This window comes from Streptomyces sp. NBC_00726 (assembly GCF_045161735.1).
Classification (GTDB): Bacteria; Actinomycetota; Actinomycetes; order Streptomycetales; family Streptomycetaceae; genus Streptomyces.
Map to the genome: position 1 here is coordinate 3,070,524 of NZ_CP108983.1, position 22,048 is coordinate 3,092,571.

Sequence of the window (22,048 nt, forward strand, 5' to 3'; positions counted from 1 at the left end):
ACGACCGGCCGGGAGCCCCCCGTCCGGCCGGCGCCGGGCCCGCAGGCCCTGGCACCGGCCGGGCGGAAGGCCCTGGTGGCCGGGCGGTGTGCTGCCAGGTGATCGGACGGAATGTCAGACCTCCTCGCCGCCACCGCTCTCCTCGTCGTCTGCCTTCTCTTCCTTCGCGGCCGCGGGAGCCGCGCCCGGCTGGGGTTCGGCGACCGCGACCCGCGCGGGGCGGATGGTGCGCTCCCCGATCCGGTACCCGGGCTGGAGGATCGCCACGCAGGTCGTCTCCGTGACGTCCGGCGCATAGCTGTGCATCAGGGCCTCGTGGACCGTCGGGTCGAAGGGCTCGCCCTCCTTGCCGAACTGCTGGAGGCCCAGCTTCGCGACGACCGTCTCCAGCGATTCGGCCACCGACTTGAACCCGCCCACGAGCTCGCCGTGCTCGCGGGCCCGGCCGACGTCGTCCAGGACGGGCAGCAGCTCGGACAGGAGGTTCGCGACGGCGATCTCCTTGACCGTGACCCGGTCCCGCTCCACCCGGCGACGGTAGTTCTGGTACTCGGCCTGAAGCCGCTGAAGGTCGCCGGTGCGCTCGTTGAGCGCCGTGCGGACCTGGTCCAGCTGCGCGGTCAGGGCCGTGCTCTCGTTCGCGTCCCCGGCCGGGGCCGCCGCCTCCTCCTCGGAGGGGGTGGCGGCCTTCGGCTCGGCGTCGTCAGAGGTGGCGCCGGAGGGGACGTCGGGCTTCTCCTCGAAGCCCGGAGTCTCCTCGGTCACGCCGCACCGCCCTTGGAGTCCTTCTCGTCGTCCACGATCTCGGCGTCGACGACATCGTCCTGGGCCTCGCCCTGGGCCTGCTCGGCACCCGGCTGCGCGTCGGCCTGCGGGCCGCCCTCGCCCTGGGCGTTGGCGTACATCGCCTGGCCCAGCTTCTGGGAAACGGCCGCGACCTTCTCGGTCGCCGTGCGGATCTCCGCGGAGTCCTCGCCCTTGAGCTTCTCCTTCAGCTCCGTGACCGCGGTCTCCACCTCCGTCTTCACGTCGGCCGGAACCTTGTCCTCGTTGTCCTTGAGGAACTTCTCCGTCTGGTAGACGAGCTGCTCGCCCTGGTTGCGCGATTCGGCGGCCTCGCGGCGGGCGTGGTCCTCCTCCGCGTACTTCTCGGCTTCCTCACGCATCCGGTTGACCTCGTCCTTCGGCAGCGAGGAGCCGCCGGTGACGGTCATCTTCTGCTCCTTGCCGGTGCCGAGGTCCTTCGCCGTCACGTGCATGATGCCGTTGGCGTCGATGTCGAAGGAGACCTCGATCTGCGGGACCCCGCGCGGGGCCGGCGGCAGACCGGTCAGCTCGAACATCCCGAGCTTCTTGTTGTACGCCGCGATCTCGCGCTCGCCCTGGTAGACCTGGATCTGCACGGACGGCTGGTTGTCCTCGGCCGTCGTGAAGATCTCGGACCGCTTGGTCGGGATCGTGGTGTTGCGCTCGATGAGCTTGGTCATGATGCCGCCCTTGGTCTCGATACCGAGGGACAGCGGGGTGACGTCGAGGAGCAGGACGTCCTTGACCTCACCCTTGAGGACACCGGCCTGGAGCGAGGCGCCGATGGCGACGACCTCGTCCGGGTTCACGCTCTTGTTGGCCTCCTGGCCACCGGTCAGTTCCTTGACGAGCTCGGTGACGGCCGGCATACGGGTCGAGCCACCGACGAGAACGACGTGGTCGATCTCGGAGAGCTGGATGCCCGCGTCCTTGATGACGTTGTGGAACGGGGTCTTGCAGCGGTCCAAGAGGTCCGCGGTGAGCTGCTGGAACTGCGAGCGCGTGAGCTTCTCGTCCAGGTGCAGCGGGCCCTCGGCGGACGCCGTGATGTACGGCAGGTTGATCGTGGTCTCCGTCGAGGAGGACAGCTCGATCTTCGCCTTCTCCGCGGCCTCGCGGAGACGCTGGAGAGCCATCTTGTCCTTGGACAGGTCCACGCCGTGGCCGTTGGCGAACTGCTTCACCAGGTAGTCGACGACGCGCTGGTCCCAGTCGTCACCACCGAGCTGGTTGTCACCGTTGGTGGCCTTCACCTCGACGACGCCGTCGCCGATCTCCAGGAGGGACACGTCGAAGGTGCCGCCACCGAGGTCGAAGACGAGGATCGTCTGGTCGTCCTTGTCGAGCCCGTACGCCAGCGCGGCGGCGGTCGGCTCGTTGACGATGCGCAGGACGTTCAGGCCCGCGATCTCGCCGGCCTCCTTGGTCGCCTGGCGCTCGGAGTCGTTGAAGTACGCCGGGACGGTGATCACCGCGTCGGTGACCTTCTCGCCCAGGTAGGACTCCGCGTCACGCTTCAGCTTCTGCAGGATGAAGGCGCTCATCTGCTGCGGGTTGAAGCTCTTGCCGTCCAGGTCGATCTTCCAGTCAGTGCCCATGTGGCGCTTGACGGAGCGGATGGTCCTGTCGACGTTGGTCACAGCCTGGCGCTTGGCGACCTCGCCGACCAGCACCTCGCCGTTCTTCGCGAAGGCGACGACGGACGGCGTGGTCCTGGCGCCCTCTGCGTTGGTGATGACGGTGGGCTCGCCGCCTTCGAGAACGCTGACGACGGAGTTAGTCGTGCCCAGGTCGATGCCGACCGCACGTGCCATTTTCGATTCCTCCAACTGACTACTTGAGTGGATCTGACTCAAGGATGCACGACTACCCTCCCGGAGTCAACAGACCTGAGTCAACCCGACTCAACTTACGTGCTTCCCATATACGCCGCCGGCGACACCTGGCGCCCCATACGCCGCACAGCCCTCCCCCATCATGGCCGCATGGGATCGTTCTGTCACAAAATGCCGTGAGCAGCGCAAAAGCGGCATTCGATCCGCCGATTGCAGGCAGGTGCGAACGATGCGTACGCAGAAACAGTGGGGAAGAGGGCCCCGGCCGCCCTTCTGGCGCCCGCCCCGGCTACCCCACCCGAGCGCCAAACGCACCCTCGACCTGACCCTCGGTTCGGCTCTGCTGCTCCTCGCCTCCCCTTTACTGGCCGCCGCCGCGCTGGCGCTGGCCGTACGGGGCCGCCGTGTGACACGCCGCTCCCCGCGCACCGGTCTGCACGGCAGCCCCTTCGTCCTGTACTACCTGGACACCCGGTGGCTGAAGCTGGACGTGGTTTCACGCCTGCACCACGTGGTACGCGGCGAGCTCTCCCTCGTCGGGCCCGCGCCGCTCGCCCCGGGCGACGCACGGAACGGCACCGGGGGCGCCCGGCACTGGCGGCAGGAGCTGAAGCCCGGGCTGACCGGCCTGGCCCAGGTGCGGCACCGGTCGGCGATGCCGTGGGACGAGGCGGACCTCCTGGACCAGCACTACGCCGAGCACCAGGGGCTGCGGCTGGACCTCGCGGTCCTCGTCGAGGCCGTACGCGTACCCCTGCGCGAGGCGGTCCACACCCTGCCGTGGCCCGGCAAGGCACACCTGAGCGACACAGATCACCGCCTGCCCGGCTACAGCGCGGCGGAATATGTGGGTAGTGTCGGCACGGACTGATTAAGTTACTGCTTAGTAGTAGCGATACTCGTAGTCCCGGTGGTCACTGGAAGACGCAGTAATCGCTAGTAGACGCTGGATCGATCCCACCCTCGCAGGCCCGAGGAGCCCCCAATGCAACTCGCCGCGATCATCGTGTCGCTGGTGCTGACCGTGGTCGGCGTTGCGCTCATCGCCCGAGCCGTCGCGCAGATCTACCGGTTCGTCACGCTCGGACAGCCGGTCCCGGCCGGCAGCCGCACCGACAACCCCAAGCAGCGCACGATCACCCTGGTCCGGGAATTCCTCGGCCACACCCGGATGAACCGGTGGGGGATCGTCGGCTTCGCCCACTGGTTCGTCGCCATCGGCTTCCTGACCCTGCCGCCGACGCTGCTCCAGGCGTACGGGCAGCTGTTCAAGGCCGACTGGGTGCTGCCGGTCATCGGCGAATGGCTGCCGTTCGAGCTGTACATCGAGTTCATCGGCCTGATGACGACGGTCGGCATCCTCGTGCTCATCGCCATCCGGCTGCTGAACCTCCCGTCCCGGGCGGGCCGCAAGTCCCGCTTCGCGGGCTCCAAGGCGTGGCAGGCGTACTTCGTCGAGTACGTCATCCTCATCATCGGCCTGGCGATCCTCTCCCTGCGCGGTCTTGAGGGCGCGATCCACCACGTCGACGGCTACGAGGCCGCGTACTTCGTCTCGTACCCGCTGGTCCTCGCCTTCAAGGGACTGGCCCTCGGCACCCTCCAGAACCTCATCTACTTCGTCGCGATGATCAAGATCGGCACCTCGCTGATCTGGATGATCACGGTGTCGCTCAACACCAACATGGGTGTCGCCTGGCACCGCTTCCTCGGCTTCCCGAACATCTGGTTCAAGCGGAACGCCGACGGTGCGGTGGCGCTGGGCGCGCTCCAGCCGATGACCACGGGCGGCAAGGAGATCGACTGGGAGGACCCGGCCGACGACGCGGTGTTCGGTGTCTCCCAGGTCGAACAGTTCTCCTGGAAGGGCATCCTCGACTTCTCCACCTGCACCGAGTGCGGCCGCTGCCAGTCGCAGTGCCCCGCCTGGAACACCGGCAAACCGCTCTCCCCGAAGCTCCTGATCATGTCCCTGCGCGACCACGCGCACGCCAAGGCCCCCTACCTGCTGGCCGGCGGCGGCAAAGACATGGAGGGCGAGGAGAAGGCGACCGAGGAGCAGCTGAAGGACGTTCCCGCGGCCGCCCTCGCGGAGGCCGAGCGCCCGCTGATCGGCACGGTCGAGGAGAACGGCGTCATCGACCCGGACGTCCTCTGGTCCTGCACCACCTGCGGTGCGTGCGTGGAGCAGTGCCCGGTCGACATCGAGCACGTCGACCACATCGTGGACATGCGCCGCTACCAGGTGATGATCGAGTCCGCGTTCCCGTCCGAGGCGGGAACCATGCTCAAGAACCTGGAGAAGAAGGGGAACCCCTGGGGGCTCGCCAAGAAGCAGCGCGTCGAGTGGACCAAGGAGGTCGACTTCGAGGTCCCGATCGTCGGCAAGGACGTCGAGGACCTCACCGAGGTCGACTACCTCTACTGGGTCGGCTGCGCCGGCGCCCTGGAGGACCGCGCCAAGAAGACCACCAAGGCTTTCGCGGAGCTGCTGCACATCGCGGGCGTCAAGTTCGCGATCATGGGCGGCGACGAGAAGTGCACCGGTGACTCGGCCCGCCGTCTCGGCAACGAGCCGCTGTTCCAGCAGCTCGGCGCGGAGAACGTGGCGATGCTGAACATGGCCTTCGGCGAGGACGGTGAGGACGACTCGACCAAGAAGGCCAAGGCCGCGAAGAAGATCGTCGCGACCTGCCCGCACTGCTTCAACACGATCGCGAACGAGTACCCGCAGCTCGGCGGCGAGTACGAGGTCATCCACCACACGCAGCTGCTCCAGCACCTCATCGACGAGGGCAAGCTGATCCCGGTGACCCCGGTCGAGGGACTGATCACGTACCACGACCCCTGCTACCTGGGCCGTCACAACAAGATCTACACGCCCCCGCGCGAGATCATCGCCAAGGTGCCGGGCCTCCGGAACGAGGAGATGCACCGCCACAAGGAGCGCGGCTTCTGCTGCGGCGCCGGTGGTGCCCGGATGTGGATGGAGGAGCGGATCGGCAAGCGCATCAACAACGAGCGTGTGGACGAGGCCCTCTCCCTCAACCCGGACATCGTCTCGACGGCCTGCCCGTTCTGCCTGGTCATGCTGACCGACTCGGTCAACGGCAAGAAGGCTGCTGCCGAAAGCGGCTCCGCCACGGGCGTCAAGGTGAAGGAGTCCGTCCAGGTCGTGGACGTGTCCCAGCTGCTGCTCGACTCCGTGAAGACCCCGGCCGACCCGGCGGGCGACCAGAAGTCGGCGGACGAACCGGAACCGGAACCGGCGAAGTAGCCGGACCGGCGTCACGGCGCGGTGGAGCGGTCGGACCTGCCTCGGGGGCAGGACCGGCCGCTTCCGCGTTTCCCTTCCGGGAGGGTAGGGAAGGCCCCCCGGGGTTCCCTTAGGGGATGTCACAGCTGGGCGTCAAAGGCCGGTACTTCCCCAGCCCCGGGCTCTCGTAACCGACGGACCGGGTACGTTCGATGACGTGGCTGGATTCAGGATCGGACGCGGCCGGGACAACCGCACCCCTCAACAAGGGCAACAGCAACCGCGGCAGCAGCCGTACGGCAATCAGGCACCGCCGCCGCCGTACGGGCAGCAGCAATGGCCGCCGTCGGGAGGACCGGGCGCCCCGCACCACGCCGCCCCGGGCTACCACGGCGGACACCAGGGGGCCGGTGGCTACCCGGGCGGCGGCTACGCGGGCGCCGGCCCGGACGAGCCGGAGTACTTCACCGACCCGACGCCGTACCCGTATCCCCAGGGCCCCAACCCCGGCGACCCGTACGCGAACAATCCGGGCCACACGCAGGCGTTCCGCGTGGACGAGGAACCGTACAGCGACGGCAACGCCTACCGCGCCGGTCACGCGCCCGCGGCCCCCATAGGCCCGCGGCTGCACTGGAAGCAGCTGCTGAGCGGCATCGTGACGCGCCCCGGCCCGACGTTCTGGCAGATGCGCGACTACGCGGTCTGGGGCCCCGCCCTGACCGTGACGTTCCTCTACGGTCTCCTGGCGCTCTTCGGCTTCGACCAGGCCCGCGACGACGCGATCCACGCCCCGGTCTCCAGCGCCGTGCCCTACGTCATCCTCACCGGCGTCTGCTTCGTACTCGGCGGCCTGGTGCTTGGCGCGGTCACCCACACGCTGGCCCGCCAGCTCGGCGGCGACGGCGCGTGGCAGCCGACGGTGGGCCTGTCCATGCTGATCATGTCGGTCACGGACGTCCCGCGCCTGGTCTTCGCGATGTTCCTTGGCGGCGAGAACGCGCTGGTCGTCATCCTCGGCTGGGTCACCTGGCTGGCCGCGGCCGCGCTCCTCACCTCGATGGTGAGCAAGTCGCACGACCTGCCGTGGCCGAAGGCGCTGGGCGCCTCCGCGATCCAGCTGCTGGCGCTCGTCTCGATCCTGAAGCTGGGCACGATCTGACGGCTGCGCGCTACGTACGCGAAAAGGGCCCCGGGTTGCTTAAGTTCTAGTGGTCGTTGCAACACCCCAGTTCAAGGGGTGTCATGGACTTCGAAATCCGCAAGGACAGGAACCGGCAGGGGCGCAAGCCGTTGACCCGGGAACGGGCCGCATACTTCCAGCTCATGGAGCAGGGTTACAGCACCCGGGAAGCGGCCCGAATCGTCGGCATCGACCGCCGCACGGGCAAGAAGTGGCGCAACGGTCACAAGAGGGGCCGCAAGGCAGTTCCTCCGCTCTACCAGGAGCTCGGGCACGCGTCCGTGGCTGCGGAAGATCTGGAGTCGCCGTCTTGCGGCCCCTCGCGGTTCCTCCAGGAGCGCGACCGCATCCACATTGCCGACCGGCTGCGCGAGAAGGCGTCCATCCGGCAGATCGCCGCCGAGCTGGGCCGCAGCCCGTCCACCATCAGCCGCGAGATACGCCGCAACCGGCGGACCATGCCCAAGGGAGGCTGGTACTACCGGCCTCACACCGCCCAGGCCCGTGCAGACGCCCGCCGGCCTCGCCCGAAGATCGGCAAGATCGGCCACAACCCCGAACTGCGGGACTTCATCCAGGACCACCTCACGATGCGGTGGAGCCCTGAGCAGATCTGCCAGGCTCTGCGGGCACGCTTCCCCGACCGGTCGGAGATGCACGTGACCCACGAGACGATCTACCAGGCCCTCTACGTCCAGGGCCGCGGAGAACTCCGCCGGGAGCTGACCCGTTCCCTGCGCACGGGCCGGGCCCGCCGGCGTCCGCAGCGCCAGGCCCACAAGCGCACCTCCCGCCCCATCAAGGACATGGTCCTGATCAGTGAACGCCCTGCCGAAGCCGCTGACCGGGCAGTTCCCGGCCACTGGGAAGGCGACCTCATCATCGGCAAGGACGGCCGCTCCGCCATCGGCACCCTCGTCGAGCGAGCCACCCGCTACGTGATGCTCGTGCACCTGCCGATCGGGCACAGTGCTGTCGCGACCCGCAACGCGCTCGCCGCCACTGTCCAGGCCCTGCCGCCGCATCTATGGCGTTCCCTGACCTGGGACCAGGGCTCGGAGATGGCCGCCCACAAAGCCTTCACCGTGGCCACGAACATCCCCGTCTACTTCTGCGACCCGGCCAGTCCCTGGCAACGGGGATCGAACGAGAACACCAACGGCCTGCTGCGGCAGTACTTCCCCAAGGGCACCGACCTGAGCGCTCACACCCCCAACCACCTGGAGCTCGTGGCCGCCGAACTCAACAGCCGCCCACGCAAAACGCTCGGCTGGGAAACCCCAGCCGAGCGCCTCGCTAAGCTACTGGACCTAGCCAGCTGACCAGCAGTGTTGCAACGACCCCTCGAATTCGCCTTGACCGGGGCCCTTTTGCACTAGGGCGTGTCCGGAAAGTCCCGTCGTACGCCCGGAGGGCGTCAGACGGGACTTTCCGGACACGCCCTAGCCGCTGTTACGCGTCGAGAACCTGCCCACTGCGCCGTACGACGGGCTTCTCCACGCTCCACGGGAAGTTGATCCAGCGGTCGGTCTTCTTCCACACGTACTCGCACTGCACGAGCGAGTGGGACTTCTCGTAGATGACCGCGGACCGCACCTCGGCGACGTGGTCGATGCAGAAGTCGCGCACCAGCTTCAGCGTCTTGCCGGTGTCGGCGACGTCGTCCGCGATCAGGACCTTCTTGTCCGAGAAGTCGATGACGTTGGGCACCGGTGCCAGCATGACCGGCATCTCCAGCGTGGTGCCCACTCCCGTGTAGAACTCCACGTTCACCAGGTGGATGTTCTTGCAGTCCAGCGCGTACGCCAGACCGCCCGCGACGAACACCCCGCCGCGCGCGATGCTCAGCACCACGTCCGGCTCGTACCCGTCGTCGGCCACGGCCTGTGCCAGCTCCCGTACGGCGTGCCCGAAGCCGTCGTACGTCAGGTTCTCCCGTACAGCGTCGGTCATCGGGCCCTCACACCTGCGTCCGGTGGAAATTCATGAAGGAGCGCGACGCGGTGGGACCGCGCTGCCCCTGATATCGCGACCCGTACCGCTCGGAGCCGTAAGGGAACTCGGAAGGAGAACTCAGCCGGAACATGCACAGCTGGCCGATCTTCATACCGGGCCAGAGCTTTATCGGCAGTGTCGCGAGATTCGACAGCTCCAGGGTCACGTGTCCGGAGAAGCCCGGGTCGATGAAGCCGGCCGTGGAATGCGTGACCAGCCCGAGCCGGCCGAGCGAGCTCTTCCCCTCCAGCCGCGACGCGAGATCGTCGGGCAGCGAGATGACCTCGTACGTCGACGCCAGCACGAACTCCCCGGGGTGCAGGATGAACGCGTCATCCCCCTCCGGTTCGACGGTGCGGGTCAGGTCCGCCTGCTCGACGGCCGGGTCGATGTGCGGGTAGCGGTGGTTCTCGAACACCCGGAAATAGCGGTCGAGCCGCACGTCGATACTCGACGGCTGCACCATCGACGCGTCGAATGGATCAATACGTACGCGTCCGGCGTCGATCTCGGCGCGGATGTCCTTGTCTGAGAGAAGCACCCACCGAGGATACGCAGAACGCGCGAGCCCGCCCTCATCGGGCCGCCCGCGCGCCTGTTGTCCGTCACCCGCCGCCGCTACCGCCGCTCGAACACCACGGGCACGGCATGCCGCAACCGAGCGCACCGGGGACACCGGATGAGCCGCCCGGGCCCGATCCGCCCTGCCCCGAGCTGCTGCATCGGAAACGAGCTGGTAGCGAAAACGTGCCCTTCGGCACAGCGGACGACGGTGCGCTCCATGGAGTCCATCAAGTCCCTTCCCCATCAAGCCGTGGACGAGACCGCCACATTAGGGGATGAACAGGACCCCCCTCCACGCGGCACTCCGACACCCACGCTACGCCCCCAACTCCCGCCACACACACGGCCGGTCCGGGACGTCGCCACGAGGGGATCACGATGGGGTACAGTGTCCGAGGATGCGCCGCTGTTACAGCGTCCGCACATTTTCGCGGGTGTAGTTTAATGGTAGAACATGAGCTTCCCAAGCTCAGAGCGCGAGTTCGATTCTCGTCACCCGCTCTTTGAATTAAGGTCCTGGTCAATGACCGGGACCTTTCTCATTGAGTCGTTCGATTCCGAAGTCGGACAAGAGTTTCCGCAACGGGCATGTCGTGCTGGCCCTTGTCCTTCTCCCAGCAGGTGAGAACGCTAGCGGTGGCCTCCGCCAGGTCCGTGGGCAGGTCAGCCGCACGAAGCGCATCGGCGACCTCCTCCATCTCAGGCGCCCACCGCCAGGCCCGAGCCGCCACGCTCGGCAGGTACTCCGGATCCGACAGAATCGCGGAGACCATGACCTCCGCTTCGGACGTCAGCTGCTCGCCGACCCCATGGACGTCGGCGAGCGCGTGTGCGACGCCGGCGAGCGTACGAGCGGCCTTCTGGTAACTGGCAAAGGCCATCTTCAGAGCGGAAGCGGAACCGACCACGTCTCCGACCCGGCACACGTGCAGGGCGGTGTCCGTGAACAACGACGCGACCAGGTCAACGGCGGATCCGGACCCTGCGAGGTAGAGCCTTGCCGTACGCCCGCCGCCCGGTGGCTGACCGAAAACGGAACCGTCCACGACTACGGAGCCAGGGCGAATTCCCTCGGCGATCCGCTGTACGCGCTGAGGGCTGATGGCGTTCACATCGACGTACACCCCGTCGAAACCGTGCGCAGCTACGGCCGCGGCCACGTCCTCCGCCGCCTGCGGTGGGCAGACCGAGAGAACGACCGCGCTACGAGACAGAGCTTCCGCAAGCGAGTCACAGGCTGTGGCACGAGCCTCCCTCGCACGGCGCCGCGTCTCCGCGCTGCGCTCCTTCGGCACCCACAGCACCTCGTGGCCGCCGCCGACAAGCTCGGCGCTGACCGCCGCGCCCATGGCTCCAGGGTGCAAGACGGTTACGACGGTCACTGGCTGCCTCCGGCGGAATGCGACGAGGGGTGTCTCTTCGACATGATCCTCTGCCGTGGTGCAGCACAGCGGGGGACTCGGCGCCTGGCTCGGACGAGCGGCCGACCGCCAGTACGGGACGAGGTCTCTCACGCGGAGGCCGCGTCATGGGTACCGTGCAGGAGACGAACTCTGTACGGACAGACCGGCGGTCGCGCCGGAGCGTCCGGCGGCCGGGAGGTGTCCAGATGCTGGAGGAAGCCGAGGAGATCGGCAAGCGCGCTCGCAGGGCGAGGCTGCGGCTGGGCATGCCGCAGGCCGACCTGGCGACAGCCCTCGGGAAGTCCCAGGGCTGGGTGTCGAAGATGGAGCGTGGCCTGATCGAGCTGGACCGGGTCGGGCTCCTCAACCAGGTGGCCGCCGAGCTGCACGTCCACCCGAACGACCTGATCGGGCGCCCGTACAGCAACTCCCCCGACGACAACCAGTGGCAGGTCGCCGCCTCATCGATTCTGCGCGAACTGCGCCGTTACGACCTCGTCCCCGTCTTCGATGGGACTCCGCGACCCTCGTCGCAGCTGTGGCGTGAAGTGACACGGCTGCACCGCCTGCGGGACACCGCTTCCAACGTGGCGATTCTCCGGGTTCTCCCCGACCTTTTCCGCGAGGCGCGTGCCCTGGCCGAGGAGTCGGAGGGGCACGAGCGGGAGGAGGCGTACGCCGTCTATGCCGTGTGCTGCAAGTTCGCGCACACCGCCGCCCATGCTCTCGGGCATCCCGAACTGGTCGCCATGGCGTGCGAGCGGGCCGCGTGGTCGGCCAGGCTGTCGGGGGACCCCGTGTTGCCCGCCGTCGCCGACTGGATGCGGGTCTGGGACATGTGGGCGACGGCTGATTGGACCGACGCCCTGACGCTCTCGGACAAGGCGATCACCTCGGTGGAGCAGGAGTACGACCGTGGCGAACCGCTGGCCGTACGAGCCTGGGGCACGCTGCAGCTGCGAGCTGCGGTTTCCGCCGCCCGAGCCGGCCGCGCCTCGGAGGCCGAGGACCGGATCGGTCACGCGAAAACTGCTGCCGAACGCATGGACGCGTACGTCGGAGCGCCGGTGTACGACCGGCATTCGCTGACCTTCTCTGCCGGGAACGTGCAGATCCACGCCATCAGCGTGGCTCTGGAGATGGGCAAGCAGGGCAAGGCCCTTGAGATAAACCGTCGTACCAGCCCAGACCTGGTCGGGTCGCTGCCCAACTCCCGCCAGGGGCATCACCACATGGATGTCGCCCGCGCCTGGCTGTGGGACGGGAACCGCATAAAGGCCCTGGCCGAGCTGGAGACAGCCGAGCGGATCGCTCCCCAGCTAGTGCGGAACCACCCCATCGCCCGCTCGACGCTACGCAGCATCGTCTACGCGGAACGAGCAGTGACGCGGGAGAAGTTGCGGCGCATGTCCGACCGCTTCCACCTGGACGGTTAGGGGTCGTATTCCTCCGGCTCATATTCGGGGGTCGTCGTGTCCCTAACTTCAGAGCATGACGCGACAGCCCTTTCCCCATCTCCCCTCGCAGGGAGTCGAGTTAGGTACGGCAGCACCCTTCGTTCCACGGCTCGGCGACCTCGCCACTGACAGCGCCCGTGAGGGCCGTGTCGGTGTCGTGGTCGCCCTCCCCGGCGAGGGCTCCGCCACGACTTACCACCTGCGCCCGCCCGGAGGCGGAACCCAGTGGTCCGCGCCCGCCGACGGGACGACGCTCAGGCCCGTGCCGGCGAAGGCCACGCACGCGACGCTGGCCGGCCGGGACGCGGTCTACGACCGGAGGGCTCGGCAGGGATCGGTCCCCGTCGAGTTCCACTTCGACGACGGATCGACCCTCGACGGCGCACTCATCCTCACCACGGCGGAGCTGGAGCGGCTATACGCGCAGACCAGCCGCCTCTTGGAGGCACACGAGCGCGCTCTCGGCGGCACCCCGTGACCGGGGCTCGACACCGCCGCGCCCGTAGCGCCGTATCCATCACCCCACGGCCCGACGGCGGGGACCGGCTCGCGCTCATGTTCCTGACCGTCGTCGGCCTGGTCGGTCCGGCATGGGCGCTGCACGAGCAGGCCACTCCGCTTCTCGACGGCGCCGGCCACCGCCCCTCTGCCATCGCAGCGGACGCGAGTCCGTCCTCGGGCCGCTGAGACCGCTCCGGATCCAGGCCGATCCGCCTGCCGCTCGGCCGCACCCCGTCAGCCATCTGGAACATCCACGCGTGATTCTCCAGGGAGGAATCGTGGACATCCCGTACATCGTCATCGACCAGCTCGTCCCCGAGCAGCAGCGAGTCTGGAACACCTACTTCGGTGACGCCGACCGCCCCCGCTACATCGAGGAGGGCATCTGGCGCCGCACCCAGGAGAAGGACACCGCCGGCCAGTCCGGCTGGGCAACCTCCGACGACGCCCGGCGGCGGATCATTCACTACCGTTACCGGTACGGCCTGGTGCCCACCACGGCGGCACCGGCCATCGGCTTGACCGACCTGTACCTCTACCACTCCACGTCCGCCCCGGCCGACGAGATCGACGCGCACCATGACGCGCTCCTGGACTCGCTCGCCGCCGGCGGTTGGAGAGAGGCACCAGGCGGCTTCTTATGGACCCGCCGGGACCTGAAGTGCCGCATCACCGAACACGACATCCACCCCCAGGACGCGGCTGTCGGCCGTACTCTGCCCCCTGGCTACCAGAGTCTGGACGTGCAGATCGCCTCAGTGGCCTATGCCCCTCCGCCTGCGGTCCGGCAACGTCCGTGGAACGTGCTGTCCACCGGCATCCGGCGCAAAGACCGCCCAGGCACGCCGACGCGCATCCCGGACCTGTCCGTGCTGGCGGAGCTGCGGCCGTTCCAGGTGGAGATCGGCTGCGGTACGTCGGTGGAGGCGGGCATCCCGCCCTTGCACCGGCTCCACGAGATCTACCGGGTCACCGACCGCCAGGGGCACGAACCACGTGAGCACCGCTTCACGCTCACGCCGACGGCCGACACGCTCCTCCACGAGGTACTGACCGAGCCGGAGGAGAAGGCGGCGGAGTTCGTCGAGATGTTCCGCGCCTGCTTCCTCGCCGAGCCCACCCCGGCGATGCGGGCACTCAAGGAGCTGAAGGACGCCGGCCACCTCGTCGGGCCGGTCATCACCAACAACTTCGATGTCCTGGCCGCCCGCGCCGGGCTCGACGAGTGCTTCATGCGCCGGTACGACCAGGCGGTGCCCGATGTCGAATGGGTCGACGGCGCCAAGGCCCTCCTCGTCGTCGGTCTGCATGCCGACCGACGCAAGGTGCAGGCTCGCGCCCGCGAGCGAGGCATGCAGGTCGTCTACCTCGACCCGGAGGGCTTCTGGCACGACGGCGAGTTCATGCCGTACCCGCTGGAAGGGCCCCAGGACGGTGACCTGGTGTGTCGGGCCACCGCCGCCGAAGCGCTGCCCGCCCTCGTCAACGTCCTGAAGCAGCAACGAGGTTGACCCACCTGCACGAAGAGAGCCGCGCTGGGTGCGGGCGCTAGCGTGGCGTACCCGGCCGGCCCGGACTCACCGGGCGGGCGAGAACAGGGAAAGGAGCGTCGACCATGCGCGTATCCGTCATCGGCTGCGGTCACCTGGGCATTCCCCACGCCGCCGCCATGGCTGAGATCGGCCACGAGGTCATCGGCGTGGACCTGGACCAGGCGAAGATCGACCGCCTCAACGCCGGCGAGTGCCCTATCTACGAGGAGGGTCTGCCGGAACTCCTGGCTACGCACACCGCGTCCGGGCGACTGCGGTTCACGACCAGCCTCGCCGAGGCGGGCGAGTTCGCGGACGTCCATTTCCTGGCCGTGGGCACGCCGATCGACGCGGACGGGCGGAGCTACGACACCGGGCAGGTCTTCGGCGCCGCCCGCGCGCTGGCCCCGCACCTGACCCGCCCGACGGTGATCATCGGCAAGTCCACGGTCACCGTCGGCACCTCCCGCGACCTCGGCGCACTTCTCGCCCGGCTCTCCCCGGCCGGTGACGACGTGGAGGTCGTCTGGAACCCGGAGTTCCTGCGCGAGGGCCACGCCATCGACGACACCCTGCGCCCCGACCGGATCGTGGTCGGCGTCCCCTCGGCCCGCGCCGAGGACGTCGTACGCCATGTGTACGCGCCGCTCCTGGCCGACGGCATCCCGCTGTTCGTCACGGACCCGGCTACCGCCGAGCTGATCAAGGGCGCGGCGAACGCGTACCTCGGCATGAAGATCTCCTTTATCAACGGCGTCGCCGACATGTGCGCTGCGGCGGGGGCCGACGTCCAGCAGCTCATCGAGGCCATCGGCGTCGACCCGCGCATCGGCCGCGGCGGCCTGAACGCCGGGCCTGGTTACGGCGGCGGCTGCCTCCCGAAGGATGTCCGCGCCTTCACCGCTTCCGCCCGCACCTTGGGCGCCACCGAGGCCGCGACCCTGCTGCGCGCGGCGGAGGACGTCAACGAATCGCGTCCCACCGCCGCGCTGAAGCTCATCGAGCAGACCCTCGGCCGCCCGGTGGACGGCGTACGCGTCACCGTCTGGGGCGCGTCCTTCAAGGCCGGCACCAACGACGTACGCGAATCCCCCGCTCTGGCGATCGCCGCGCTGATGCACCAGCGCGGCGCGACCGTCACGGTCCACGACCCGCACGCCGTGCCCAGTGCGCTGCGCCGCAACCCCGAACTCGACTACGCCGACACCCTCGACGCCTCCGTCCAGGACGCCGAACTGATCGTCCTGGCCACGGAATGGCCCCACTTCCGCGAGGCCGACCCCAAGGCCCTCGCCCCACTGGTCGCGGCCCCGGTCCTCGTCGACCTCCGCAACCTCATCGACGCCGACGCCTGGCGCATGGCCGGATGGACCGTACGCCAGCTCGGACGCCCCGCACAGGAATAACCGAACCCATCGATCGGAGGTCCGACGTGGACACCCTGTGGGACAACATCGAGAAGCTCTCCGCCGTCTGCCGAGCGGCAGGCGCCCACCTCCCCGACGAGGAACTCAAAGCCCTCCAGGTCGGCAAGGTCGCCGAAGAGGCTGGCGAGGCCATGCACGCCCTCCACGGCCTGAAGGGCCTCACCACCTGCGACGACGACCACACCTGGTCCGAGGTCCAGAACGACCTGGTCGGCGCCGTCATCGCCGCACTCCTGGCAATGCACTACATCGACCCCACAGGCGCCCGCGCCACCTTCGACGAGATCCTCCACCGCCGGACGCGAAGGGGCCGCGAGGCTGCTGCCGCGGCCTGACTGCCTCCGGACTCGGCCGTCGACCGCTCCAGGTGAGTGTGGTCGACGGCCGCGTCCGACACACAAGCTGCGGCGGGCACCTGCTCCCCGCGCGGTAGAACTCTCCCTACTTCATCAAGGCGGCTCGCTCCGCCGGGGCCTGACGCTCCTGCCTTCGGCTGGCTCTGGCCCCGGCTATTGCCGGTCACGCGGCTGGAGCGAGCACCATGGTGAGGAAGGAACCCGCTGGGGCTGGGGCGGTCCGCTCTACGGCTTTAGGTAGGGAGCAGTGCTCTCCCGCCCTACGGCAGCTTCCACTTCACTGACCTACTCGACGTATCCCAGCTCTCGCGCATAATTCTGAAGTTTACCCAGGATATAAGCGGAAATGGCCGCACGATTCTTGTTCGTGAGATAATCCCCCGACCTCCAGGTGTATTCAAGACACACTGCTTCATTATCGAGGATAAAGGACGTGTCAGGAATAAGTGGAGTGAAGCTCATCTTCTCTTCGGCCCTGAACTCTGATGCCTCCACTCCGTTGGCTTCGAGAAATGCCTTAAGAGCTTGAAGAACGGCCTTGTTGAGTTCCTTATCAGCACCGTGAGTGAAGCCCCGTTCGGCCAGCCGATCGAATGCCGGGGAAGAGACACTGGAGGGCGTTCCGCGGGTCTCGTAAGTAGACATTGCGATACCTAGAAGGTACTTCCCGAAGTCGCTCCGCTTGACGTTTCGGACGATCGAAGCGACACCCTGATCGGAAACATCGAGACTCGCAAGCGTTGTGGATACACTTTCCGGTCCGAAGCGACGGAGAATCGGAATGGCAACAGAAGGGGGAAGTCCGAATACCCTCGCATCCAACTGAACAATCATCTGCGTCAGAAGGCCACGACGCTGAGCCCACCACTTTCCGATCACGCTAGCAGGGGTCGCCGCAAGCAGGGCATTTCCGTCGACGAATCCGAATCGGCTGCTGTTGGTTAGGTGCATGAGAACACCCGGATCCGTGCTAGCTGATACGACCACCACAGCCAGTCGGATAGGCAGCCGCGTTCGTTGAAGAATGTCTAGGCGGTTTCTAGTGAAGTCATCCGAGATCGCACGGAGATAGGCACCTAGCGTCTCAAATTCCGCCGGGTCATAATCGCGAGGGTCGACTCCTAGTAGCTCTAGCGACTCGACGTTGTTGGACAGCTGCAGCGTATCCGTGGCGATTGCAACCCACGCATCTCGGCGTGGGCCCTCAATATGCAGCGGAAGAGAAATCGGCGGGCGACCGGCGATTCTCTCGTAATCAGCCGACATAGTCTTGGCCATTTCCTCCGACGTTTCCGGCCAACAGAGGATTACCTTCCTGCCAAGCGGATCCCGGAGGAAGCGCTTGATAGCCGCCAGCTCCGCTGTGTCAGCTGGTGCACTTTCGCGGTGGTCCACAAGGAGGGGAATGATGCGTTCATCGTTAGCCGGTCTTGACTGAACAGCATTTTCAGTTGCGGCCTTGAGTTCGTCAAAACTGACTGCGCCGTTATGTTGCACGGTTGTCGAGAACTGGGACGGAAGAAAGGTCCGCAGGTTGCTCGCCAGGGTAGTCTTCCCTGTACCAGAAAGCGCGTACATCGGCACGAACAATCCCTCACCGCGCGCCCGAACACTTTGTGCAGCTAGTTCAATCGAATAGAGCGTCTCTGAGGGGGGAGCTACGACCAGTCGGGCGACCTCGGAACCCACATGCTCGATTAGAAACTCGTAACGCGCAGGGAATACGAGTTCCTTCAGGATGTGAGCATTAGCAGAATTAGTCATGGCCGCCCTTCGAGTTGCAGATCGGGAGCACTGCTACTGAATCAGGATACTGTCGCCGACAGTCAGCGCGTGCCCGTTCGGACACTCTGGGGCACCGATAGAGCATTGGTGTACCGCAAACCAGTCGCCGCGCTGGCGTGTGACAGTGACGACATATCAAGCTCTACGGCAGCCAGGTCCGCCTCACCCCCCTCCGGTCCGTCGGCCCACCCCGGACCCCAGACCTTGATAGCGGGTCCGATCCGCTGCCAGCCCTCGTGCCCCATCCGTGCCCGGCCGAGCGGACAACAGCGGTTAGATGCGGCTTCCACAGACCGTGGCCACCTAAGCCTCCTACTGGAAACCAGCAGGTCAGAGCCTCCTGGGTAGTCAAAGCATCGCTGATTCCCAAGCTCAGAGCGCGAGTTCGATTCTCGTCACCCGCTCAACGACGAAGGCCCTGGTCAATGACTCGGGCCTTTTGCTTGCCGTCCAACGGCACCGGCTCGGAGCGTCACTCGCCAGGGACAGCCTGTGAGTGATCGTGACCATGTCACCCGGAACTTGCGACCGCAGGCGTCAAGGCTGGGGACCAGAAACCCGAGGCAGCGTGTGCATACTCGAGTATGCTTGGACTTATGTCCTCAACGACTCGCATCACCGTCACGCTCCCCAGCGACCAGGTGGCGGAGCTCCGCAAGCTCACGGACAACGTCTCCGGCTACGTGGCGGAAGCCGTAGCGCGCCAGATCCGGCACCAGCTCCTGGGCGACAACCTTCGTCGCCATGAGGAGGAGCACGGGGCCTTCAGCGACGAGGAGCTCGCCGAGGCCCGCGCTAAGATCTTCGGCTCCGCCGACACCTCCAAAGGCGCGGACGCCGCGTGAGCGAGCGTATCGAGACCGTCGTCCTGGACTCGGAAGGACTTTCCGCCTGGATCGCGCAGGACCGCAAGCTCCTCGCGATGCTTCAGGTCTTCCACGACATGGGAGCCGACCTGGTCATCGGGGCCAACACCATCGTGGAAGTGACCCACTCCCGCACCAACATGCCTCGCCTGAACTGGGCCCTGTCCCGCGTCAAGGTGGAGCCCGTCACCGAACAGGCGGCGAAAGCGGCGGCTGGGCTTCTCAAAGGCGCCGGACTGCACGGACACAAGTACGCCATTGACGCCACGGTCGCCGAGGTCGCACTCCGCCAGACGAAACCCGTCGCCCTCCTGACCTCCGACAGCGACGACATGACCCAGCTCTGCGGCAACCAAGTCCGCATCATCCCCCTCTGAGCAGTCCGCCCGCCCGGAGCACGCGTCGCACTAGGAATTCTCGTGCCCCATCCGTGCCCAGCAGAGCGGACAAACAGCGGTCAGATACGGCTCCCAGAATCCGAGGGGCCATCCACCTGGCCAGCCCGAAACCGCAGGTCAGAACCCTTCCAAAGTTCCCAAGCACCGCTGATTCCCAAGCTCAGAGCGCGAGTTCGATTCTCGTCACCCGCTCTTTGATTAAGGCCCTGGTCGATGACCGGGGCCTTCCTTCTTCCACCGTGGGCCCCGAAGGGTAATCCGGATGTTCGGACCACCGGCCTCTGGCGTGGCGAGCTCGGTCGGCCCAGCCTTGCCGGGCAGACGAGTACAGGGAGGGAAGGAGAGCCGGCCCCATGCGCGTATCCGTCAGCGGCTACGGGCACCTGGGCATCCCCCGCGCCGGCGCCGTGGCCGAGATTGACCACGAGGCCATCGGCGTACCCCTCACCCGGCTCTCCCCGGCCAGGAGGTCGTGGAGGTCGTCTGGAACCCGGAGTTCCTGCGTGAGGGCCACGCCATCGACGACACCCTGCGACCCGGCGTCCCTCTCGGCCCATGTGGAGGATGTCGTACGCCAGGTGCGCGAGACCCCCACGGCCTCGGCGACGGCATCCCGCTGTGTTCGTCACCGACCGGCCCCACTTCGCGCTGCTGTTCCCCGGAGTGGCGGGGGGCGGGGCGGAGTCAGCCGGCCGGTGAGTCGCTGACCTTGCTCACCGGGCTGACCTCCATCCTCCCGTCGTCTTCGCCGTCGGTGACCGCGAGCGTGCCCGCCGGCCACGTCAGGGTGAAGGGCTCGGTCTCGTTCGGAGGCGTCACCACCATGTCCGTCAACCGCACGCCGGAGCCGCCGCTGTTGTTGACAGGGAACGTGATGTTGAAGGCGGCGCTCTCGCCCTCCTTGAGGATCTGCGGCGCGGCCTGCTCGCCGTTGCGGTCCACGGAGAAGGTGTCGCCCAGGGACGTCTTCAGATCGACCCCCGGGAAGCCACTGATACGGCAGTCGCTGCCGGCGACGTTCTTGAAGGTCACGGTGACGACACCGTCCGTCTCGTCCGTGGTGTTGTCAGCGGCAGTGGCATCGAGCACGCCGGAGCGGCACATGTCGACCTTGCCCTCGCTGGTGTCGCCGGTGTTGGTGCCGGCGCCCTGGTCGCTCCCGCCGGTGCCGGTACCGGCGCTCTGGTCCACCTGGCCCGCCCCGCCGGTGGCGCCCGCCTTGTCCGCCGACGCAGCGGGGCTGACCTGCGTGCTGCCCAACGCGCTGTCGTCGCCGTTGCAGGCGGTGAGGGCGAGAGTGAGTACGGCGGCGAGTGCTGCGCCGATGGTGGCGGTGCGCTTGCGGGAGTGAAGCGTCGTACGCATGTGAATTCCCCGAATATATGGCGGTCGAGTACGCGGGTGCAGCCGCGGCCCGGAATGCGCGGCGTGCCGCTACCCCATGTGACCTGCTGACACTTGAAGCATTCCGCCCGCCGCTCACGCCTGGCTACCGCCTCACTTACGTCCTGCTGCCGTCCCTCGACACGGCGGCACCCGCCCTTCCTCCGATACGCACGATGTCCAAACGACGGACCCAAGTCCCGTCCAAGCTGTGGTCGGCCCCATCCATGCCCAGCAGAGCGGACAACAGCGGTCAGGTGCGGGCTCCCAGGGACCGGGAGTCATCCACCTGCAATATGCAAAGGTGCAGGTGAGGGCCCATCTAGTAGCTCAAGCACCGCTGATTCCCAAACTCAGAGCACGAGTTTGACTCTCTTCACCCGCTCTTTAATCAAGGCCCTGGTCGTCGACCAGGGCCTTCTTTGTCGTATGGCCCCTCCGGGCTCCTCTACAGATTCTTCGCCCGCCTTCCTGCTGGGCCACTCGCACCATCCGGCCGGTGAGCGCTCCCGCGTGGACTGGCCTGGACGCCAGCAGGTCCAGCGATTCACTCCAGTGGAAACGGTCCGCCCCGCCGCATTTGGGGGGCTCGTAACAACCGCGCAGCGTGCCAGTGCCCCGCATCTGTCGGCGTGGGCGTCGGCTGCCTGGACCCGCGTTCCCTATGGCAGAGCGGATGAGGATGCCGATCCCGCGCCACTCGCGCGGGGTGCCCTGCGCCAAGGTGCCCGAGAGCTGCCGGGACTAGGGCGTGTCCGCGAACAACTCACGCATGGCCGGACGCCAGATGCCGTGCTCGGCACAGCTCTCGGCGATGCGCAGCACCAGTTACCCGTCGACGGGCCAACTCTGCTGGCTGTCGGCGCGCACCCTTTCGACCCGCGAAGCCCTCCCTCGTCGCTCGGGAGCGGGGACGTCCCGCCGTATGAGAAGACTCGCGACCTCCAGAGCGATCGGCGTGGCGTCCGCAGGCTCCGCTGTGGCACCTCGAACCGCCGGCCACGCATTGAATGCCCACCTCGGTTGAGGATCAGGCCGCCAATGTCTGGGAGGCAGTTGCCGGCAACCCCGCGGCTTCGTCCGAGCCTGTTGCCGTATCGCAGGGGTGGTGGTCTGAGATGGAAAATGCCCTTCCAGAAGGTACGCAGCCGAACTGCGCGAGTCCTGCGGAGGGCACACCCTTCATCGTGCCCAGAACCAGGCCCTACGTCGCCCTGATACAACACTCGCCACCTCTTCGGCGACATGGCGGGCCACACGTCATCGAGAACGCCCAAGAGCCCCAGACGAGTAGTCCGGG

General features: G+C 67.3%; 19 protein-coding genes and 1 tRNA gene. 13 read left to right on the top strand and 7 right to left on the bottom strand.

Going from position 1 to position 22,048, the window contains the following annotated elements; genetic code table 11:
• Nucleotides 1-114 precede the first annotated feature (114 nt).
• Together grpE and dnaK are read right to left on the bottom strand one after the other, a co-directional pair.
• Nucleotides 115-765 (bottom strand): nucleotide exchange factor GrpE, encoded by a 651-nt coding sequence (gene grpE / locus OG338_RS13645; protein ID WP_405937596.1) that lies wholly within the window; start codon nucleotides 763-765, stop codon nucleotides 115-117.
• Nucleotides 762-2,621, bottom strand: a complete 1,860-nt coding sequence (gene dnaK / locus OG338_RS13650; RefSeq protein ID WP_405937597.1) for a molecular chaperone DnaK — start codon at nucleotides 2,619-2,621, stop codon at nucleotides 762-764. The genes grpE and dnaK overlap by 4 nt, the downstream gene beginning before the upstream one ends.
• 250 nt (nucleotides 2,622-2,871) lie before the next feature.
• On the opposite strand from dnaK, the gene OG338_RS13655 reads away from it, so the two are divergent.
• From OG338_RS13655 to OG338_RS13670, 4 genes are all read left to right on the top strand, one after another.
• Nucleotides 2,872-3,513 (top strand): sugar transferase, encoded by a 642-nt coding sequence (locus OG338_RS13655; protein ID WP_405937598.1) that lies wholly within the window; start codon nucleotides 2,872-2,874, stop codon nucleotides 3,511-3,513.
• Nucleotides 3,514-3,627: 114 nt separating this feature from the next.
• Nucleotides 3,628-5,919, top strand: a complete 2,292-nt coding sequence (locus OG338_RS13660) for a (Fe-S)-binding protein (protein ID WP_405937599.1) — start codon at nucleotides 3,628-3,630, stop codon at nucleotides 5,917-5,919.
• A gap of 196 nt (nucleotides 5,920-6,115) precedes the next feature.
• Nucleotides 6,116-7,060, top strand: a complete 945-nt coding sequence (locus OG338_RS13665; RefSeq protein WP_405937600.1) for a Yip1 family protein — start codon at nucleotides 6,116-6,118, stop codon at nucleotides 7,058-7,060.
• A gap of 164 nt (nucleotides 7,061-7,224) precedes the next feature.
• Complete coding sequence (locus tag OG338_RS13670) at nucleotides 7,225-8,403, top strand: IS30 family transposase (RefSeq protein ID WP_405940414.1); 1,179 nt, start codon at nucleotides 7,225-7,227, stop codon at nucleotides 8,401-8,403.
• A gap of 130 nt (nucleotides 8,404-8,533) precedes the next feature.
• On the opposite strand, the gene OG338_RS13675 is transcribed toward OG338_RS13670, so the two are convergent.
• Both OG338_RS13675 and dcd read right to left on the bottom strand, forming a co-directional pair.
• The gene (locus tag OG338_RS13675; RefSeq protein ID WP_405937601.1) at nucleotides 8,534-9,034 is read right to left on the bottom strand and encodes a phosphoribosyltransferase; all 501 of its coding nucleotides are present in this window, start codon (nucleotides 9,032-9,034) and stop codon (nucleotides 8,534-8,536) included.
• 7 nt (nucleotides 9,035-9,041) lie between these two features.
• Nucleotides 9,042-9,617, bottom strand: coding sequence for a dCTP deaminase (gene dcd, locus OG338_RS13680; RefSeq protein WP_405937602.1), 576 nt, complete (start codon nucleotides 9,615-9,617; stop codon nucleotides 9,042-9,044).
• A 453-nt stretch (nucleotides 9,618-10,070) separates the two neighbouring features.
• Here dcd and OG338_RS13685 point away from each other — a divergent pair.
• Nucleotides 10,071-10,141, top strand: a tRNA-Gly gene (locus OG338_RS13685).
• A gap of 38 nt (nucleotides 10,142-10,179) precedes the next feature.
• Here OG338_RS13685 and OG338_RS13690 read toward each other — a convergent pair.
• Nucleotides 10,180-11,022: a DUF1932 domain-containing protein gene (locus OG338_RS13690; protein WP_405937603.1), complete on the bottom strand. Its 843-nt coding sequence runs from the start codon at nucleotides 11,020-11,022 to the stop codon at nucleotides 10,180-10,182.
• A gap of 227 nt (nucleotides 11,023-11,249) precedes the next feature.
• On the opposite strand from OG338_RS13690, the gene OG338_RS13695 reads away from it, so the two are divergent.
• From OG338_RS13695 to OG338_RS13720, 6 genes are all read left to right on the top strand, one after another.
• Nucleotides 11,250-12,479 carry a helix-turn-helix domain-containing protein gene (locus OG338_RS13695; RefSeq protein WP_164642699.1) on the top strand — a complete coding sequence of 410 codons (1,230 nt, stop codon included), beginning with the start codon at nucleotides 11,250-11,252 and terminating at the stop codon, nucleotides 12,477-12,479.
• 55 nt (nucleotides 12,480-12,534) lie between these two features.
• Nucleotides 12,535-12,978 (top strand): hypothetical protein, encoded by a 444-nt coding sequence (locus OG338_RS13700; RefSeq protein WP_367444182.1) that lies wholly within the window; start codon nucleotides 12,535-12,537, stop codon nucleotides 12,976-12,978.
• Complete coding sequence (locus OG338_RS13705; RefSeq protein ID WP_405937604.1) at nucleotides 12,975-13,187, top strand: hypothetical protein; 213 nt, start codon at nucleotides 12,975-12,977, stop codon at nucleotides 13,185-13,187. The genes OG338_RS13700 and OG338_RS13705 overlap by 4 nt, the downstream gene beginning before the upstream one ends.
• A gap of 92 nt (nucleotides 13,188-13,279) precedes the next feature.
• Complete coding sequence (locus OG338_RS13710) at nucleotides 13,280-14,512, top strand: hypothetical protein (RefSeq protein ID WP_405940415.1); 1,233 nt, start codon at nucleotides 13,280-13,282, stop codon at nucleotides 14,510-14,512.
• A gap of 104 nt (nucleotides 14,513-14,616) precedes the next feature.
• Nucleotides 14,617-15,939, top strand: a complete 1,323-nt coding sequence (locus OG338_RS13715) for a UDP-glucose dehydrogenase family protein (RefSeq protein WP_405937605.1) — start codon at nucleotides 14,617-14,619, stop codon at nucleotides 15,937-15,939.
• A 26-nt stretch (nucleotides 15,940-15,965) separates the two neighbouring features.
• On the top strand, nucleotides 15,966-16,295 hold the full coding sequence (locus tag OG338_RS13720; protein WP_329026893.1) for a MazG-like family protein: 330 nt from the start codon (nucleotides 15,966-15,968) through the stop codon (nucleotides 16,293-16,295).
• Nucleotides 16,296-16,601: 306 nt separating this feature from the next.
• Here the strand turns inward: OG338_RS13720 and OG338_RS13725 are convergent, their stop codons facing one another.
• Entirely contained in the window at nucleotides 16,602-18,080 is a 1,479-nt protein-coding gene (locus tag OG338_RS13725; protein ID WP_405937606.1) for a hypothetical protein, read from the bottom strand.
• 617 nt (nucleotides 18,081-18,697) lie between these two features.
• Here OG338_RS13725 and OG338_RS13730 point away from each other — a divergent pair.
• The gene (locus OG338_RS13730) at nucleotides 18,698-18,946 is read left to right on the top strand and encodes a hypothetical protein (protein ID WP_405937607.1); all 249 of its coding nucleotides are present in this window, start codon (nucleotides 18,698-18,700) and stop codon (nucleotides 18,944-18,946) included.
• Complete coding sequence (locus OG338_RS13735; protein WP_405937608.1) at nucleotides 18,943-19,344, top strand: DNA-binding protein; 402 nt, start codon at nucleotides 18,943-18,945, stop codon at nucleotides 19,342-19,344. Before OG338_RS13730 ends, OG338_RS13735 begins: the two co-directional genes overlap by 4 nt.
• 705 nt (nucleotides 19,345-20,049) lie before the next feature.
• On the opposite strand, the gene OG338_RS13740 is transcribed toward OG338_RS13735, so the two are convergent.
• Nucleotides 20,050-20,730: a DUF4232 domain-containing protein gene (locus tag OG338_RS13740; RefSeq protein WP_405937609.1), complete on the bottom strand. Its 681-nt coding sequence runs from the start codon at nucleotides 20,728-20,730 to the stop codon at nucleotides 20,050-20,052.
• Between the last annotated feature and the right edge of the window lie 1,318 nt (nucleotides 20,731-22,048).

Excerpts from the sequence above, each read along its gene's own strand:
- OG338_RS13725 (WP_405937606.1), bottom strand. The coding sequence starts at position 18,080 with ATGACTAATTCTGCTAATGCTCACATCCTGAAGGAACTCGTATTCCCT.
- dnaK (WP_405937597.1), bottom strand. The coding sequence starts at position 2,621 with ATGGCACGTGCGGTCGGCATCGACCTGGGCACGACTAACTCCGTCGTC.
- OG338_RS13695 (WP_164642699.1), top strand. The coding sequence starts at position 11,250 with ATGCTGGAGGAAGCCGAGGAGATCGGCAAGCGCGCTCGCAGGGCGAGG.
- OG338_RS13660 (WP_405937599.1), top strand. The coding sequence starts at position 3,628 with ATGCAACTCGCCGCGATCATCGTGTCGCTGGTGCTGACCGTGGTCGGC.
- OG338_RS13730 (WP_405937607.1), top strand. The coding sequence starts at position 18,698 with ATGTCCTCAACGACTCGCATCACCGTCACGCTCCCCAGCGACCAGGTG.
- OG338_RS13655 (WP_405937598.1), top strand. The coding sequence starts at position 2,872 with ATGCGTACGCAGAAACAGTGGGGAAGAGGGCCCCGGCCGCCCTTCTGG.
- OG338_RS13675 (WP_405937601.1), bottom strand. The coding sequence starts at position 9,034 with ATGACCGACGCTGTACGGGAGAACCTGACGTACGACGGCTTCGGGCAC.
- OG338_RS13740 (WP_405937609.1), bottom strand. The coding sequence starts at position 20,730 with ATGCGTACGACGCTTCACTCCCGCAAGCGCACCGCCACCATCGGCGCA.
- OG338_RS13715 (WP_405937605.1), top strand. The coding sequence starts at position 14,617 with ATGCGCGTATCCGTCATCGGCTGCGGTCACCTGGGCATTCCCCACGCC.
- OG338_RS13670 (WP_405940414.1), top strand. The coding sequence starts at position 7,225 with ATGGAGCAGGGTTACAGCACCCGGGAAGCGGCCCGAATCGTCGGCATC.
- OG338_RS13700 (WP_367444182.1), top strand. The coding sequence starts at position 12,535 with ATGACGCGACAGCCCTTTCCCCATCTCCCCTCGCAGGGAGTCGAGTTA.